The 17905-nt window shown below is 47.8% G+C and carries 13 protein-coding genes; 5 read left to right on the forward strand and 8 right to left on the reverse strand.

Features of this window, described 5'->3' with window-relative positions; all coding sequences use genetic code 11:
• On the reverse strand, positions 1-978 hold the full coding sequence (pilM, locus tag ACJB0T_RS18515) for a pilus assembly protein PilM (RefSeq protein WP_479291731.1): 978 nt from the start codon (positions 976-978) through the stop codon (positions 1-3).
• A 146-nt stretch (positions 979-1124) separates the two neighbouring features.
• Here pilM and ACJB0T_RS18520 point away from each other — a divergent pair, with 146 nt between their 5' ends.
• A complete protein-coding gene (locus ACJB0T_RS18520) occupies positions 1125-3773 on the forward strand; it encodes a penicillin-binding protein 1A (protein WP_479291733.1) in 2649 nt (882 codons plus the stop codon).
• Positions 3774-3834: 61 nt separating this feature from the next.
• On the opposite strand, the gene oxyR is transcribed toward ACJB0T_RS18520, so the two are convergent.
• Complete coding sequence (gene oxyR / locus ACJB0T_RS18525; RefSeq protein ID WP_112461367.1) at positions 3835-4722, reverse strand: DNA-binding transcriptional regulator OxyR; 888 nt, start codon at positions 4720-4722, stop codon at positions 3835-3837.
• A gap of 163 nt (positions 4723-4885) precedes the next feature.
• Here oxyR and ACJB0T_RS18530 point away from each other — a divergent pair, with 163 nt between their 5' ends.
• A complete protein-coding gene (locus ACJB0T_RS18530) occupies positions 4886-5614 on the forward strand; it encodes a glutathione peroxidase (RefSeq protein WP_479291735.1) in 729 nt (242 codons plus the stop codon).
• Positions 5615-5766: 152 nt separating this feature from the next.
• On the opposite strand, the gene ACJB0T_RS18535 is transcribed toward ACJB0T_RS18530, so the two are convergent.
• From ACJB0T_RS18535 to argC, 5 genes are all read right to left on the reverse strand, one after another.
• Positions 5767-6123: a RidA family protein gene (locus tag ACJB0T_RS18535; protein WP_479291736.1), complete on the reverse strand. Its 357-nt coding sequence runs from the start codon at positions 6121-6123 to the stop codon at positions 5767-5769.
• Between the two features lie 377 nt (positions 6124-6500).
• Positions 6501-8375 carry an argininosuccinate lyase gene (gene argH / locus ACJB0T_RS18540; RefSeq protein WP_479291737.1) on the reverse strand — a complete coding sequence of 625 codons (1875 nt, stop codon included), beginning with the start codon at positions 8373-8375 and terminating at the stop codon, positions 6501-6503.
• Between the two features lie 288 nt (positions 8376-8663).
• Complete coding sequence (locus ACJB0T_RS18545) at positions 8664-9881, reverse strand: argininosuccinate synthase (protein WP_042477170.1); 1218 nt, start codon at positions 9879-9881, stop codon at positions 8664-8666.
• 98 nt (positions 9882-9979) lie between these two features.
• Positions 9980-10768: an acetylglutamate kinase gene (gene argB, locus ACJB0T_RS18550; RefSeq protein ID WP_479291739.1), complete on the reverse strand. Its 789-nt coding sequence runs from the start codon at positions 10766-10768 to the stop codon at positions 9980-9982.
• Between the two features lie 14 nt (positions 10769-10782).
• Positions 10783-11787 (reverse strand): N-acetyl-gamma-glutamyl-phosphate reductase, encoded by a 1005-nt coding sequence (gene argC / locus ACJB0T_RS18555; RefSeq protein ID WP_479291742.1) that lies wholly within the window; start codon positions 11785-11787, stop codon positions 10783-10785.
• A gap of 168 nt (positions 11788-11955) precedes the next feature.
• On the opposite strand from argC, the gene argE reads away from it, so the two are divergent.
• The 3 genes from argE (at position 11956) to ACJB0T_RS18570 (ending at position 16850) form a co-directional block, all read left to right on the forward strand.
• Complete coding sequence (gene argE / locus ACJB0T_RS18560) at positions 11956-13095, forward strand: acetylornithine deacetylase (RefSeq protein ID WP_479291744.1); 1140 nt, start codon at positions 11956-11958, stop codon at positions 13093-13095.
• Positions 13096-13277: 182 nt separating this feature from the next.
• Positions 13278-15911 (forward strand): phosphoenolpyruvate carboxylase, encoded by a 2634-nt coding sequence (gene ppc, locus ACJB0T_RS18565; RefSeq protein WP_479291746.1) that lies wholly within the window; start codon positions 13278-13280, stop codon positions 15909-15911.
• Positions 15912-16310: 399 nt separating this feature from the next.
• On the forward strand, positions 16311-16850 hold the full coding sequence (locus tag ACJB0T_RS18570; RefSeq protein WP_479291748.1) for a PadR family transcriptional regulator: 540 nt from the start codon (positions 16311-16313) through the stop codon (positions 16848-16850).
• Positions 16851-16971: 121 nt separating this feature from the next.
• Here ACJB0T_RS18570 and metF read toward each other — a convergent pair whose 3' ends face one another.
• Complete coding sequence (gene metF / locus ACJB0T_RS18575; RefSeq protein ID WP_042477154.1) at positions 16972-17862, reverse strand: methylenetetrahydrofolate reductase; 891 nt, start codon at positions 17860-17862, stop codon at positions 16972-16974.
• Positions 17863-17905 lie beyond the last annotated feature (43 nt).

Raw genomic sequence — 17905 nt, forward strand, 5'->3', positions numbered from 1 at the left:
TCAATGCCTCTTAAGCCAATTTAAACCATTGATTGCTACCCCGACCGCAGAGGCATAGCATGGTGACAAAGGCTGGGACGATTTGGTCTTACTTGTCGATAATCGCTGAAAATCAATGCCAGTAACCGGACAGGACAGAGCCTTAGTGACGCTATCTATCACGTCATCTTGCTGCGCATGTCCTCCCATTAAAATCACACCTTTAATCGCCTCTTGCCCTGCGACCGAACGATACAGCTGCAATTGAGAAGCAACCCGCCCGGCAACAGACTCAAACACCACTTCAGATAGCGACTTGAACTGACTTTCTGCACGATTTTGTAGTTCGGGGATGGGCTCTAATACCCATGACTTTGCGAGTTCTGGGGATAACGCCGGCGGTGGAAGCAACGTCGCTTGTACGCAGCCAAGGTCCAGCACCGCATGATTTGCCAACGATGGTGTATGAGCGCAAACCCAGCTCTGGACGCCGCGCAATGCTCCATTATTGGTGTCCATTAACTTAGGACGAAAACCAAGCTTAGTGACTACGTGAGACCAGCTGTCGACGATCGATTGCTTGGTCACATGTACTCGATACGCCTCTACCACAACATTGTCCTCTTCGGTCTCTTTAATAAAATCCAAAGCAATGTCATCCATTGGGTAAGGCGTCTGATGATTCATCGCTTGTTCAATAGCAAGCTCCTGCTCCTGCCCTTCAAGACCCGCCTCAAGTGTGACGACCTTGCTGATCACTGCACTTTCTGGCAGCACAATAGCGGCACTATTACGAAATAACGGCGCAATCTTTCGCAGAATTTTAAGTTTCTTAACACTATCTTGATGTTTAAGGGCGTGGGGATCGGAGAAAATAGCATCACATCCTTTAAGCTCAAGGTAATCAACCAAGGAAATATTGGTTCCGTCACAAACCAAGACGACGGCTTTGGCACTGTGATGACCAATATCTATCCCGGTGATCCATTTTCTTGCCATGAAAAATAACCTCAACAAATACATAAACAACGCGAAAAGGTTGAGATCGACGCTCAAATAAGCGTTAATTAACCCTATAGGTATATTTTTGTCCTAGCCTACAAGTAATTACCTACTCGTAACCCCAATTAATTAGGAAATTCTCGGTGAAGTTCATAAAGAGACTGTTGGTTCTTGCAATTATTTGCATACTCCTTGGAGTCGGTACAATTTTTGGCTTTTACTATTACGTAAAACCAGAGCTGCCTGATGTCGCGACTCTTAAAGACGTCCAACTACAAACACCGATGCAGGTGTTCAGCCAAGATGGGAAGCTGATCGCACAATTCGGCGAAAAACGCAGAATTCCAGTATCTTACGATGAGATCCCACAAGAACTTATCGAAGCTCTCATTGCGACAGAAGATAGCCGCTATTACGACCACTTTGGTTTTGACCCAATCGGTATTACCCGTGCGGCCGTGGCCGTTATCGCGTCCGGTAGTGCTTCGCAAGGTGCAAGTACCATCACTCAGCAGCTAGCTCGTAACTTCTTCTTGTCGAACGAGAAGAAAATCATGCGTAAGGTGAAAGAGATTTTCATCGCCGTACACATCGAGCAACTTCTTAGCAAACAAGAAATCATGGAGCTCTACGTTAACAAAATCTTCTTGGGCTACCGCTCATACGGTTTTGGCGCGGCAGCACAGGCGTACTTCGGTCGTAACCTTGATGAACTTACTTTGAGTGAGATTGCGGTATTGGCCGGTCTTCCTAAAGCACCATCGACCATGAACCCTATCTACTCTGTTGAACGTGCGACCCAGCGTCGTAATGTCGTGCTTTCACGCATGCTGTCTGAAAAATACATCACGCAGGCTGAGTTTGATGAGGCACGTGCCGAGCCAATTATTTCTCAATACCATGGCGCGGAGATCGAGCTAAGTGCTCCGTATGTGGCAGAAATTGCTCGCGCTTGGATGGTAAGCCGCTATGGTGAAGAAGCCTACGAATCAGGCATGCGAATCACTACAACAATCGACTCTAAACTGCAAAAAGCGGGTCATGTAGCTGCCACAAAGAATCTGTTGAACTACGACGAGCGACACGGTTACCGCGGCGCTGAAAAAGTGCTGTGGAAAGCAGGTCAAACCGCAATGACTAGCGAAGAGATTGCCAAGCACCTACGTCGCCAACCTACCTATGGTGAGCTTCGTCCTGCGGTGGTCACTAAAGTTGCCGACAAGTCCGCTACGGTTTATGTGAAAAGCTATGGCGAACAGACCATTAGCTGGGAAAACATGAACTGGGCACGTAAGTTCCGTACCGATGATCGCCAAGGTGCAGCACCAAAAGCGCCGAGCGAAATCGTGGCTGTGGGTGAGCAGGTTTGGGTTCGCGCTGCGGATCTCGACATCACTCCAGATGTGTCTCCCGAGGAAAAAGAAGCGCAAACTGAAGACGACCAAGTATCTGAGCCAATGGCTATCACGTGGCGTCTAAGCCAAGTACCTAACGCCAATACTGCGTTTGTTGCTATCAATCCAGAAAATGGCGCAGTGCTATCCCTCGTGGGCGGTTTTAACTTCGTACACAGTAAGTTTAACCGTGCAACACAATCGGTACGACAAGTAGGTTCGAGCATTAAACCATTTATCTATGCTGCCGCACTGGATAAAGACATGACGCTGGCAAGTCTTGTGAACGATGCGCCAATCAATAAATGGGATAAGAGCGCAGGCACTGCGTGGCGCCCTAAAAACTCGCCGCCAACCTACACAGGTCCAACACGTCTTCGTATCGGTCTAGCACAGTCTAAAAACGTCATGGCGGTGCGTGTACTTCGTGAGGTGGGTCTGGATGAAACTCGTGATTACCTAACTCGATTCGGTTTCGATAAGTCTAAGTTACCTCGCTCTGAGACCATTGCTCTTGGTGCTGGCAGTTTGACACCCGTTCAAATGGCGCAAGGTTTCTCTGTGTTTGCTAACGGCGGATACTATGTAGAGCCATTCTATATCAGCAAAGTTGAAGACCCATTCGGCAAAATTGAGTTTGAAGCAAACCCGAAAGTCGTGTGTCATCAGAACTGTCCTGATATGCAGGCCCCTGAGTTTGCCAAAGCAGCAACAGAAGATGCAGCGCCAAGCATTGAAGAAGCAACCAACGCGTCTGAAATTGAGCCACTGGATATCGCGCAATTTAACGAAGAAGACCTAACGGAAACCGACGAACCGCGCTACGCTCCAAAAGTGATTTCAGAGCAAACCGCGTTCCTGACACGTGAAATGCTCTACAGCAACGTTTGGGGCGGTGGCAACTGGCGTGAAGGCACTGGTTGGAACGGTACTGGTTGGCGTGCTCAAAAACTCAAGCGTCGGGATGTAGGTGGTAAAACAGGTACCACCAACGACTCTAAAGACGCATGGTACAACGGTTATGGTCCGGGTATCGTCGCAACTGCTTGGGTAGGGTTTGATGACCACCAAAGAAAGCTTGGCCGCACAACGGCAAACGCAAACTTAGGTAAAGAGCAAATCACCGGCGCTGAGGCTGGTGCAAAAACCGCTCAACCTGCGTGGGTGGACTTCATGGGCATGGCACTTGAAGGTCACGAAGTGGTCGCCAAACAAGTACCAAACGATATCACTCGCGTGCGCATCGACCGAGATTCGGGTCTTCTTACCAATAAGACCGATGGTTCAACCATGTTTGAGTACTTCAAGATTGGAACTGAACCAACTGAGTACGTACAGGAAAGTCTAACGGACACCTTGTACTCTAGTGATGAGTCTGGCGGAGAAAGTCTGTTCTAGACTAGACTTAACAAGCAATAAAGGGGCGCTAAGCCCCTTTTTTATCATCGGAATTTCAGCACTAAGCACTAAGATAACGACTAATCGACTCCGCCAACTTCTCAAAACGCGCACGCAGCGGCGAGCCGGGGCGATAGGCTAAAACAATACTGCGAGACGGCGTAGGATTCACCGCAGTCACGTAGCATACGCCATCCTTTTCTTTCTCTTTAGGCAGAGACAGTTCAGGCAGCAAGGTAATGCCTGCTCCTGCCGCCACCATGTTACGTAACGTCTCTAAGCTGGTTGCTTTAAATCGTTCATCATCTCTCGCACCAGCAGCAAAACAGAAGCCAAGGGCTTGGTCTCGTAGACAGTGTCCATCACCAAGTGATAGCACGGTTTGCCCTTTTAACTCATCCATCTCTATCTCATCGCGTTTTGCCCAAGCATGGTCGCATGGCACCGCAATGCTCATCGGCTCATTAAAGACTTCAATCTCTTTGAATGGTGCAGTTTCTGGGACTGACGCCAGTACTAAACAATCGAGCTTCCCTTCTTCCAACTGTCTAACCAGTTGATGTGTTTGAGCCTCATGCAGGAAAAGTTCAAGGTCGGGGAATGACTCTTTCAGCTTTGGCACAATACGAGGAAGTAGATATGGACCCACGGTAGGTATGAAACCAATATGCATCGGCCCCATCATCTCACCACTTTGCCCCGCAGCCATCTCGCGAAACGTCTTAACTTCCTTAAGGATACGCTTTGCTTGCTCAACCAGCTGCAAACCAGCATCCGTAAACAATACTCGACGACTGCTGCGCTCTAACAGAGAGGTACCAATCTCATCTTCCAGTTTGCGGATCTGACCACTTAGTGTCGGCTGACTAACAAAGCAAGCTTCTGCTGCTTTACGAAAATGTTTGTGCTCAGCCAGGGCCACTAGGTATTCAAAATCACGAATGTTCATCGCATGCTCCGATAGAATTTGCCTATCGATACCATAACAATAAACGATTAGAACTATCAAACCATTTTTTTGATAATAGTCCCAACGAAGCAAAGCAATAAACGCTACTCTCTGTTAGCAACGCTAGACTCACAAGAATTTAATTATCCAGAAGGACATTAGTATGTTTGCATCTAAAGAAGGCCAAGCAGTACCTCAAGTGACATTCCCAACTCGTCAGGGTGATGCGTGGGTCAACGTGACAACAGATGAGTTGTTTAAAGACAAGACTGTGATTGTATTCAGCCTACCAGGTGCTTTCACACCAACATGTTCATCAAGCCACTTGCCGCGTTACAACGAGCTATTCTCGGTGTTCAAAGACCATGGCGTGGATGAGATCTTGTGTATGTCAGTAAACGATACTTTCGTTATGAATGCATGGAAGTCAGATCAAGAAGCAGAAAACATTACTTTTATTCCTGATGGTAACGGCGACTTCACCGACGGTATGGGTATGTTGGTTGAGAAAAACGACCTTGGCTTTGGCAAACGCTCATGGCGCTACAGCATGCTAGTGAAAAACGGCGTGGTAGAGAAGATGTTTATCGAGCCAAACGAGCCAGGCGACCCGTTCAAGGTGTCTGATGCAGATACGATGCTGAACTACATCGCGCCAAGCTACAAGACTCAAGAGTCTATCACTGTATTCTCTAAACCAGGTTGTCCATTCTGCATGAAAGCAAAGCAAAACCTGATTGACCACAACCTTCAGTATGAAGAAATCGTACTGGGTAAAGACGCAACCACAGTCACTTTGCGTGCAGTGAGCGGCCGCACGACCGTACCGCAGGTGTTTATCGGTGGTAAGCATATTGGTGGTAGTGAGGAGCTTGAGGTGTATTTAGGCTAAATATCCTTGGTCCTTGGTCCTTGGTCCTTGGTCCTTGGTCCTTGGTCCTTGGTCCTTGGTCCTTGGTCCTTGGTCTAAGCAGTATTAGGTATAGACATAATAAAAGCGAGCCTTATCGTCGGGCTCGCTTTTTTGTCTGAATTTTTTGAGGGTTATTTAGCTTCGACTTCGGCTGCGATAACAGAGATCTCCACCAGTAAAGCTTCACGGGCCATATCTCCAGTCACACAAGCACGTGCTGGTGCGTGGCCTGCTGGTACCCATGCGTCCCATACTGCGTTCATTGCTTGGAAATCTTGCATGTCTTTAAGGTAGATGGTCGCAGACAGCATGTGTTCTTTGTCGCTGCCCGCTTCTAGTAGCAGAGCTTCGACCTTATCAAGCATGGTTTGCGTCTGTTCTGTAATGTCTTTAGTGGCATCTGCACACACCTGACCACAAAGGTAAATAGTGCCATTGTGCTTAACAATACGGCTCATGCGCTCTTTAGTATGAAGGCGTTCAATCATAATATTATTGCTCTTTTTTAGGCTATCCGAACGATAGGGCTGAAACAGGAAGGCCTATTCTATCGGATACCAAGAGCAAGCAACACGCGAACATTGTGACATGCTTGGCGAACCGCAGTTTTTCTCTGCTACTGATAAACGTAAATGTTTAAATTCATCGACAGTGAGAAGTTTAGATTGAAAGGGGGAGAGAGATTTGAAAAGCACTAAAAAGAAAAAAGCCCCGTAGTCAACCTTGACTCGGGGCCTTCTTAGATTCTTCTAAGAAAAAGCAGTGGTACTTTAATAGACCGTGCCTTTTCTCGTTTGTTCCCAGAAAAATGATCTTTTTTTAAAATTTTTCCGATCTTTTCGTTACTCTCCTACTTTTCAATAAGTTACGCAACGTTCATTTTGGCAATAATTTGCTCTACCAAGTTCACTTCCAGCGCTACCTCATCACAAGCATGCTGCCTCGGACATTGATCACAGTCTTTCAGAACTTTCTCAGGCAGCAGCGTCTTCGATGTTGGGATGAAGTCGTGCTTCATAAAGAACTCTGGCGTACGAGTCAGAACAAACACTTTCTTAATCGCCATCTTACGTGCTTTCTCTACCAAGTGCTGAACAATCGCGGTGCCCTGCCCTTGACCTTGCCAGCCCGCTTCCACACCTAGAGAGCGGATCTCTGCAAGCCCTGAGTCATACACATAGAGCGACGCACAACCAGTAACCTCACCATGATGCTCTGCGACGGCGAATGAGCCAATATCACGCACCAGTTCATTGCGGCTACGAGGTAGGTTTTCACCAAGATTCGCCCAGTAAGCCACCATGCTCTCTAGCGCATCGATATCCGTCAGGCGAGCAGAGCGCACTTTCACCGCTGAGTTGTCACGCGCCGTGAGACGTTTCTCTGCTTGATCTACCGCGTAAGCGACTTGCTGCGGCGCTACACCACCAAGAGCATTACGCTTCTCTAGGCAGCTTTCAATAGTCAAGATGTCGTAAACATCGTTCTCAATCACTGGCGAGAACTCTTTGAGCTCTTCAATGGAGAGTTCTTCGAGTGCGCAGCCTTTAGCTATCGCACTCACTACCGCAACGCCTACGATATGGTGTGCTTCACGGAATGGAATACCTTTAGCAACTAGGTAGTCCGCAAGCTCGGTAGAGTTTGCATAACCTTGCTTCGCCGCTTCTAGCGTACGCTCGCCGTTTACCTTGATACCATCGAAACAGAGCGCGGCCATTTCCATGCAGTCACTCCAAGTGTCGAGTGCATCAAATAGACCTTCTTTGTCTTCTTGCATATCTTTGTTGTACGCAAGTGGCAGTGCTTTCACTGTCATCATCATGCCAGCTAGCGAACCATAAACACGACCAGTTTTACCACGGATAAGCTCTAGGGCATCTGGGTTCTTTTTCTGAGGCATCAGAGAAGATCCAGACGTCACAGTATCCGCAAGTTCAATAAAGTTAGACTCACCTGAGTTGTAGAAGATCATATCTTCAGCCAGACGCGATAGGTGTAGCATAGAAATAGAGGCGATAGACATCAGCTCCATCACATGGTCACGGTCGGATACCGAATCCAAGCTGTTACGAGTTGCTCTTCTGAAGCCAAGGTTATGAGCAAGCTGCTCACGATCCATTGGGTAAGCCGTACCCGCTAGCGCACCTGAACCCAGTGGGCAGGTATCTAAACGCTTAATAGCATCGTCTAAACGAGAGTAATCACGCTCAAACATCTCAACGTACGCTAAGCACCAGTGAGCAAACGTCACAGGCTGAGCACGTTGAAGGTGGGTATAACCAGGAAGTACCGTATCTTGGTGTACTCTTGCTACCTCAACCATTTGCGATTGCAGTCTGTCGAGACCAAGGAGAAGTTGCTGACCTTGTTGACGACACCAAAGCTTCAGGTCGGTCGCCACTTGGTCGTTACGAGAACGACCGGTGTGCAGCTTCTTACCTAAGTCGCCCACTTTGCCAATCAGCTGTTGCTCAACCCAGCTATGGATATCTTCCGCATCCGATCTTAGGATCTGCTTTGGATTTTCCATTACTTCGAGTTTAAGCTCATTCAACGCTAGCTCTAGCTTCTGCTGTTCATCTTCAGTGAGAACACCCACTGAAACCAACGCCTTTGACCAAGCAATTGAGCCAACAATGTCTTGCTCAGCAAGTCGGTAATCAAAGCGCAATGAATCATTAAAGTCTTTGAATCTCGTATCTGCTGCTTGGGTAAATCTTCCGCCCCATAATGCCATCGTGTCTCTCCTAACTGCTCAGTTTGCGTCGCTGCTTCTGTGGTTACTTATTGTAAGAATAAACCGCTATTCTCGCTGAGTGAATTGAATGCAACTCAGTGTCTTTGTTGATAGGGTTCAAGGTACGACAAACCGAATTAAAAATAAAGTAAAAATTCATTTATTTCACATAAATATTCAAATTAATGCTATTTCAGGTTCTGTCGCCAATTTTTATCGTCCAGATAAAAAGAAACCCATTTGATAACAAATGGGTTTCTAGATTTCAATCAGTATAACTAAGCGACATTATTTTTTCTTTGCTTCGTTCAATGCTCTGATACGGCTTGATAGCGAGTAAAGGCGGATGAAGCCTTCAGCGTGGCTTTGGTCGTACACCTCATCTTCACCGAACGTTGCGAACTCTTCTGAGTACAGGCTGTTTACGCTGCGTTTCTGAGTCACAATCGCCTGACCTTTATATAGCTTAACCACAACTTCGCCGTTCACGTCTTGTGCCAGCTCTTCCGACGCCGCCAGGATAGACTTACAAAGTGGTGTGAACCAACGACCGTCATAAACAAGGTGTGAGGCTTTCACGCCTAGCTCTTCACGGAACTCAAATGATGTTTTATCTAGCACTAGCTGCTCAACTGCACGCAGTGCTTCCATCATGATGGTGCCCCCTGGCGTTTCGTAGCAGCCACGAGACTTCATGCCTACCAGACGGTTTTCAACGATGTCGATACGACCAACACCGTGCTTCACGCCTTTCTCGTTTAGGTAAACCAGAGCGTTGTATGGCGTCATTTTCTCACCATCAACGGCAACCACTTCGCCTTTTGCTACTTCTAGTGTCACGTATTCTGCTTGATCAGGTGCTTGCTCAGGATCCACTGTCCATGCCCAGCAATCATCGTTTGGCGCGTTCCATGTATCTTCTAGAACGCCGCCTTCCGTTGAGATGTGCCATGCGTTTGCATCACGTGAATAGATCTTAGTTAGTGATGCGGTACACGGGATGTTGCGCTCCGCTAGGTAATCTAGACACTCTTCACGGCTAACTAGATCCCACTCACGCCAAGGCGCAATCACAGTTAGGTCTGGGGCAAGAGCTGCAAATGCACCCTCAAAACGGACTTGGTCATTACCTTTACCTGTACAGCCGTGACACAATGCATCAGCCCCCACTTTACGCGCTACTTCAACCTGAGCTTTAGCGATAATCGGACGAGCCATCGAGGTGCCTAAAAGATATTTACCTTCGTAGTACGCGCCTGTTTTTAGCGTTGGGAAGATGTAGTCAGCGACCATTTCTTCTTTCAGGTCAGCGATGTAGCACTCAGATGCGCCAGAGGCTTTCGCTTTTTCTTCAATGCCTACTAGCTCTTCTTCGCCCTGACCTACATCAGCAACGAATGCCACAACTTCACAGTCGTAGTTCTCTTTTAGCCACGGGATGATCACTGACGTATCTAGACCGCCAGAGTAGGCAACAACAACTTTTTTTACAGATGGTTTACTCATGTCTCTCTCCTTGTCCGAGCCTGATTTTGGCGGTCAGCTTCTCGGGGTTACTTCACTTTAAATTCGTTAATCGTAAATTTGGTTTACTTTCTGATAATTCAGTTTGGGACGAACTGTGTGCCGATACTCTTACCTGCAAACAATTCGACTAATTTTTCTGGGTATCGCCATGTCGCCACTTCAATTGGGCGACCTAGGTCGTTGGCCGCTTCCAGTGCGGCTTGTACCTTAACAATCATACCATCGGTAATCACTTTGCCTTCAATCAGCGCATCCGCTTCTTGCTTAGTCAGGCTTGGTAGCAAATGACCTTTGCCGTCTAGCACGCCGCTCACATCAGAGAGCAATACTAATTCTGCATCCAATGCGCCAGCCACGGCCACTGCGGCTTGATCAGCATTAACGTTCATCAGTTGACCTTGGCTATCTAAACCAATCGAGCTAATGATTGGCAATGCGCCTGCTGCCAAAATCGCTTGCAGAACCGCAGGGTTACCAGGCTTAGCATCACCTACAGCGCCAAGTTCAGGGTCTAGTTCAGTCACTTCACAAAGGCCACCGTCAGCAAGGCTCAAACCAACCGCATTAAGACCCGCTTTGATCGCATCACCTTGTAATAGCTTGTTTGCTGTGCCCGCTAGAGCGCCCGCAATCAACGGGATCTGATCATAAGGTGTCACGCGCAAACCTTGCTTTTTAACGGTTGGAAGGTCGAGCTGCTTCATTAGGTCGTCTACGAGGTAACCGCCACCATGAACAATCACGATGCTTCGCTGCGCTTGCTGACTATAATCAGAGATAGCCTTAAATAGTTGTGCAAGCGTATCTGAGCACGACAGTGCCGCGCCGCCTAACTTGATCACTAATGGTGTATTTTGCTGACTCATTCTGCTCTCCTCGACTAAACCAACGCGGTTAGCTGTGCAAACTGATTTTTGATGTTCAAACACTGCATCGCTTGACTCGATGCACCTTTTAGCAGGTTATCAATCGCCGACACTACGATGATGTGTTGGCCTTGAACCTTATAACCGATATCGCAGAACGGCGTGTTCTCAACATCTTGAATTCTTGGGATAGTTTCCCCTTTAACGCGTACACCTGGCTTGCCTTCGTAAGCCGTTGCAAATGCGGCTGCGACCTGCTCTTCAGTCACACCGTCGTTAAGCTTCATGGTGATGGTCGCCAAGATGCCACGCTTAAAATTGCCTAGGTGCGGAGTAAAAATTACATCACAACCCAAATGCGTCGCAATCTCTGGTTGGTGTCTGTGATTAAAAATGCCATAAGGCTGAAGGCTAACCTCGCAAAAGCTATTGATCATCGACGCTTTACGTCCTGCGCCAGAGACACCGCTGGTTGCATTGATAACAGGCCACATAGTGCTATCGACAAGACCAGCTTCTAGCAGCGGTTTAATTGCCAACTGTGAAGCGGTTGGGTAGCAACCTGGTACTGCCACGAGCTGCGCGCTTTCAATCTCTTTTGCGTTCCACTCGGCAAGGCCATACACCGCCTTGTCCAACCAGTTTTCGTGCTGGTGTTCAAAACCGTAGAAGGTGGTATAAAAGTCATCGGCTTTGACGCGATAAGCGCCAGATAGGTCAAACACTTGACAACCTTGTGCCAAAAACACCGGCGCCAAATCATGGCTCACCTCGTGGGCTGTTGCCAAAAATACAATGTCACACTCGCTTGCTGCTTTTTGCACATCGACCAACGGCTGCACTGGCATTTCAACTAAGCCTGCCAACTTACCGTGCAACTGAGAAATCGGTTTGCCTGCATCGACACTATTGGCGGACACGTACAAACCTGATAGCGTGAGCTCTGGGTGTTTGGTCACCATGAGAGCCAGTTCCGCTCCTGTGTATCCTGATGCGCCAATAATAGTGGTTTTTAGCATGACTCTGATTCCGTAAGTAAGTCGATTTAACGTTGTTAGTAAAACTTGCAATTAATGATTATAAATATAGAAAAAATGCCATTAATTGATTTTTTATTCATTAATTATGATTTAATATGTGTTTTACAGTCTTAAGATTAATCTGTCAACAGTAGAAGCGAAGATAATATGCAATTACCTAGTTTTTTAGAGGTCTACAAAGGCCTGATCAGCACACCTTCGATTAGCTCCACTGACCCTAGCTGGGATCATGGCAATGAAAAAGTGATCGAGAAGCTGGCGACATGGATGAAAGACCTAGGTTTTGACGTTGAGGTCATCGAGGTTGAACCGAACAAGTTCAATATGATTGCCAAGAAAGGACAAGGCGAAGGCGGTCTACTATTGGCAGGTCACAGTGATACTGTGCCATTTGATGAAGGTCGCTGGAGTTTCAACCCGCACGATCTGACCGAAGCCAACAACCGCTTCTACGGCTTAGGCACCGCAGATATGAAAGGCTTCTTCGCATTTATCTACGAAGCCGTCAAGAAAATCGACTGGAGCAAGCAAACCAAACCACTCTACGTGTTGGCGACCTGTGACGAAGAAACCACTATGCTGGGTGCAAGGCACTTTACGGAAAGCGCGCCGTTCAAGCCGGATTACTGTATTATCGGCGAACCCACCAACCTAGTCCCTATACGTGGTCACAAAGGTCATGTGGCTAATGCGATTCGAGTGACGGGCAAATCGGGTCACTCTTCAGACCCTGCCTTGGGCGTAAACGCCATCGAAATCATGCACGAAGTCATGTACGCGATGATGAAGCTGCGCGACAAGCTAGTGAAAGAGTATCACCACCCTGGTTTCGCCATCCCGAGCCCTACCCTCAACCTTGGTCATATTCATGGTGGCGATAGCGCCAACCGCATTTGTGGTTGCTGTGAGCTGCATTACGATGTCAGACCGCTGCCGGGTATCAGCTTGGATGGTTTGGATAACCTTCTGCGTGATGCACTCAAAGAAGTGGAAGCAAAATGGCCTGGTCGCTTAACCATTACCGCTCTGCACGAGCCAATCCCTGGATACGAGTGCGACCATAAACACCCGTTTGTTGGTGGAATGGAAACATTATGTGAAACCCCATCAGAAACGGTCAACTATTGTACCGAAGCACCCTTTTTGCAGCAGCTGTGCCCAACCTTAGTGCTCGGACCCGGCTCAATAGACCAAGCCCACCAGCCTGATGAGTTTTTAAGCTTTGATTTTATTGACCCGACCATCGAGATCTTAGCCAAAGCAATGAGGCAGTATTGCTTCGAATAAACGACATTCTGTAATAAATTTTCAACAATTCAACCTTTTAACTCGACCAAGTGTGCGTTTTTCGTGCCAGCACGATAAATGCAAACTTGGTTTACTTTATTTGACTCGCACCAACATTTTTCGCTAGATTGTGAGGCTGATAAGGAATAACGGATGTAGTTAAATTACAAGGCAGGACGACTATGAACGAAAAATATGCCCCATTGAAGAGCAATGTTAGGATGCTAGGGCACCTGTTGGGTAACACCATCAAGGAAGCGCATGGAGACGAGATCCTAGAGAAAGTGGAGAAGATTCGTAAACTTTCTAAATCCGTAGTACGCGCAGGCAATGAAGCCGATCGTGATATTCTCATTGAAGAGATTAAAAGCCTGCCAAATGAGCAACTAACCCCTGTTGCTCGCGCATTTAACCAGTTCCTAAACCTCACCAACATCGCTGATCAATACCATACGATCTCACGCAGCTGTGAAGCCGATGTCTGTGAGCCAGACCCAATCTACTCGCTTTTCTCTAAGCTGAGCCAGCAAGATGTCAGCAAGTTTGACACCGTTCAGGCCGTTCGCGACCTCAACATTGAGCTTGTGCTAACCGCTCACCCGACAGAAATCACTCGCCGTACTATGATCAACAAGCTGGTCAAAATCAACGAGTGCCTCTCTAAGCTAGAGCTTAACGAGCTGTCTGATAAAGAGCGTAAGAAAACCGAGCGTCGTCTTGAGCAGCTAATTTCACAAAGCTGGCACTCAGATGTGATCCGTCAGCAACGTCCAACGCCACTTGATGAAGCGAAATGGGGCTTTGCCGTCGTTGAGAACTCACTTTGGGATGCGGTTCCTGAGTTCTTGCGTGAGTTTGATGATCGCTTAAAAGGCTATCTAGACGAAGGACTACCTATTGATGCTCGCCCGGTACATTTCTCATCTTGGATGGGCGGTGACCGCGACGGTAATCCATTTGTGACACACAAGATCACTCGCGAAGTGATGCTACTGTCACGCTGGAAAGCAGCTGAGCTTTATTTGAAAGATTTCCAAGAGCTGATCACTGAGCTTTCCATGGTGAAGTGCAACGACCAAGTTCGCGATCTTGCGGACGATGCACACGAACCGTACCGCGCTATCCTAAAACCGGTTCGCAAACTTCTAGTGAACACCATGGAAGTCCTTGAAGCGCAAATTAACCATCAAGATGTGCCGAACAAGCCAATTCTTGAAGACATCTCCCAGCTTTGGGAGCCTCTCATGGCTTGCTACAAGTCACTTCGTGACAGTGGTATGGCAATCATCGCCGACGGCTCTCTACTCGACACACTTCGTCGCGTCAAAGCGTTTGGCGTTCACCTAGTGCGTCTGGATATCCGTCAAGAAAGTACCCGTCACTCAGATGTGATTTCTGAGCTAACGCGCCACTTAGGTCTAGGCGACTACGACCAATGGAGCGAGCAAGACAAGGTTTCATTCCTAATTAACGAGCTAAGCTCAAAGCGTCCGCTGCTGCCACGCGATTGGGAACCTTCAGAGCCGGTACAAGAAGTTCTCGATACTTGCCGAGTGATTGCATCACAATCACGTGAAGCATTTGGTGCTTATGTTATCTCTATGGCGCGCACAGCTTCTGACGTTCTCGCTGTTCATCTCATCCTTCAAGAGTGTGGTTGTAAGTTCCGTATGGACGTTTGTCCACTGTTTGAGACTCTCGATGACCTCAATAACTCTGAAGCGGTAATGAAGCAACTGTTCGAGATCGATTGGTACCGTGGCTATATTCAAAACCATCAAATGGTGATGATTGGCTACTCTGACTCTGCCAAAGATGCAGGCGTAATGGCTGCAGGCTGGGCCCAGTACAGCGCAATGGAGAAACTGGTTGCCGTTGGTGAAGAAGCAAGTATCGATATTACCCTTTTCCACGGCCGTGGCGGAACGATTGGTCGTGGTGGTGCGCCAGCGCACGCGGCACTGCTTTCTCAGCCACCGAAGAGCCTTAAAGGCGGCCTACGTGTCACTGAGCAAGGCGAGATGATCCGCTTTAAGCTGGGTCTACCGGAAATCGCAGTCAACAGCTTCAACCTGTACGCAAGTGCGATTCTGGAGGCGAACCTAATGCCGCCACCAGAGCCGAAGCAAGATTGGCGTGACCTGATGGAGGTGCTATCTCAAGTTTCTTGTGATGCATACCGTAAAGTGGTTCGTGGCGAGCCAGACTTCGTCCCATACTTCCGTCAAGCAACGCCAGAACTTGAGCTAGGCAAACTGCCGCTAGGTTCTCGTCCTGCAAAACGTAACCCGAATGGCGGCGTTGAAAGCTTACGTGCAATCCCATGGATTTTCTCATGGAGTCAAAACCGCTTAGTACTGCCTGCATGGCTTGGTGCTGGTGAAGCGATTCAATACTCTATCGACAAAGGCCACCAAGCGCTGCTAGAAGAGATGTGTCGCGAATGGCCATTCTTCTCAACACGTCTAGGTATGCTCGAGATGGTTTACACCAAGTGTAATATGGAAATCTCTCGCTACTATGATAAACGTCTTGCAGATCCAGAACTGTTGCCTCTTGGCGACAAGCTGCGTGGTCAATTGCAGAAAGACATCGTTGCGGTACTGAACGTTGAAAACCACAACCACCTGATGCAAAGCGACCCTTGGGGTCAAGAATCTATTCGCCTGCGTAACATCTATGTTGAGCCTCTCAACATGCTGCAAGCGGAGCTGCTATATCGTACTCGTCAAAGCGAAGAAACCGAATCTGCGCTAGAAGAAGCACTCATGGTGACCATTGCAGGCATCGCTGCTGGCATGCGAAACACCGGCTAAACGATATATTATTTTACAAAAGAGACAAAAGGTCGCACATTGCGGCCTTTTATTTTTACCGGCATACTTACTGAGAGTTTTGTTAGTTTTTTGAAGTGGTATCGCATTCTATTCCACTTTTTGCTTATATAATTCAGATATAATTACATTCCGCTGTTCGATAAAAATAAAAATACGACGTCGACGGCGTTGGTCACATGTTCATGTGGCTGTCTAGGTGACAAAGGCTTTAAACACGGTTATTGGTACCCGCTTTAGCGAGGTGCGCTGTTCTTCGCGCGAGTTTCCTGGAATCAACCAAGATTCCAAGGCGCTTGCATGGTGTAATCGTTCAACCACAAACGCACTTACAAGAACAACATAACTATTACTAAGATTTTGACCATTTGGATTTAAGACATGTCACTACCACACGTTATCCTTACTGTCCTAAGCACTCGCGACGCGACTGGCTACGACATCACTAAGGAATTTTCTGCTAGCATCGGTTACTTCTGGAAAGCAAGCCACCAACAGGTCTACCGCGAACTCAACAAGATGGCGGACAAAGCCCTAGTTACTTGTAAACTTGAACCTCAAGAAGGCAAACCGGATCGTAAAGTTTACTCAATCACAGATGCCGGCCGCGGGGCGCTTGGCGAGTGGTTTGAGCAACCAACCGTACATCCAACCGTTCGTGATGAATTCTCAGCGAAACTGGCAGCATGTGCCGTTCAGCCTTCTGCTGCGTTCCGCATCCAACTCGAAGAGCTTATCGAAGAGTCGAAAAAGCTGGTTGCACACTATCGTGAAATTGAAGCGGCTTACTACGCGACACCAAGCACGCTTGATAAACATGCGCGCCTTGAGCGCCTAACTCTTCGCCGTAATCTACTTGCACGTCAAGCATGGTTAGACTGGGCAGAAGAAGCGCTAGCAGAACTAGAAGCGCTGGCGTAAGGTCCTTGGTCCTTGGTCCTTGGTCCTTGGTCCTTGGTCCTTGGTCCTTGGAAAGGATAGAATAGAAAAACGCCAGTCAATTAAACATGACTGGCGTTTTTTATTGCAATTTTTGGGAGGGTTACGCTTCTGGGCGGACACCTAGAGTGTGGCACAGTGCGTAGGTCATTTCTGCGCGGTTTAGCGTGTAGAAGTGGAAATCCTTCACACCTTCACGGCTCAGTACACGAACCATGTCGATGGCTTGGCTAGCGCCGACCAACTGACGAGTCATTAGATCATCATCTAGACCTTCAAACTGCTTTTGCATCCAACCCGGCACTTTCACCTTGTTCATGGCTGCAAAGCGCGACGCTTGCTTAAAGTTAGTCACCGGCAGAATACCCGGAACAATCTCCACATCAATACCTGCCGCCACACAGCGGTCACGAAAACGCAGGTAGCTTTCTACATCAAAGAAGAACTGAGTAATCGCACGGTTAGCACCAGCATCGACTTTACGTTTTAGGTTAAGAAGATCCGCCTGAGCACTTTTCGCTTCCGGGTGAACTTCTGGAAAGGCTGCTACTGAGATATCAAAATCATGGCGAGATTTTAGTAGCTCCACCAAATCAGACGCATACATATCAGGCTGACCGCCACCTTCTGGAATATCACCACGCAACGCAACGATGTTCTTGATACCATTCGCCCAGTAATCTTCTGCAATATCGATAAGCTCATCACGTGACGCATCAATACAAGTTAGGTGCGGCGCTGCCACAAGACCAGTCTCTGATTTGATTTCTTTGATGATAGAGTGGGTACGATCACGCTCACCAGAGTTAGCACCGTAAGTCACAGAAACAAACTTAGGCTTAAGTGTTTTTAGGCGGTGAACCGATTTCCACAGCGTCTCTTCCATTGTCGGCGTGCTCGGCGGAAAGAACTCAAATGAAACATTAATATTGTCCGAAAGCTCAGCAATATTCTGGTTCAAAGCATCAATGTGGCCTGCGTGTGTGTATCCCATGGTCCTCTCCCTAATCACCAAGATTGGTTATCCCATCCAATCT

Source organism: Vibrio sp. CB1-5 (genome assembly GCF_059412285.1).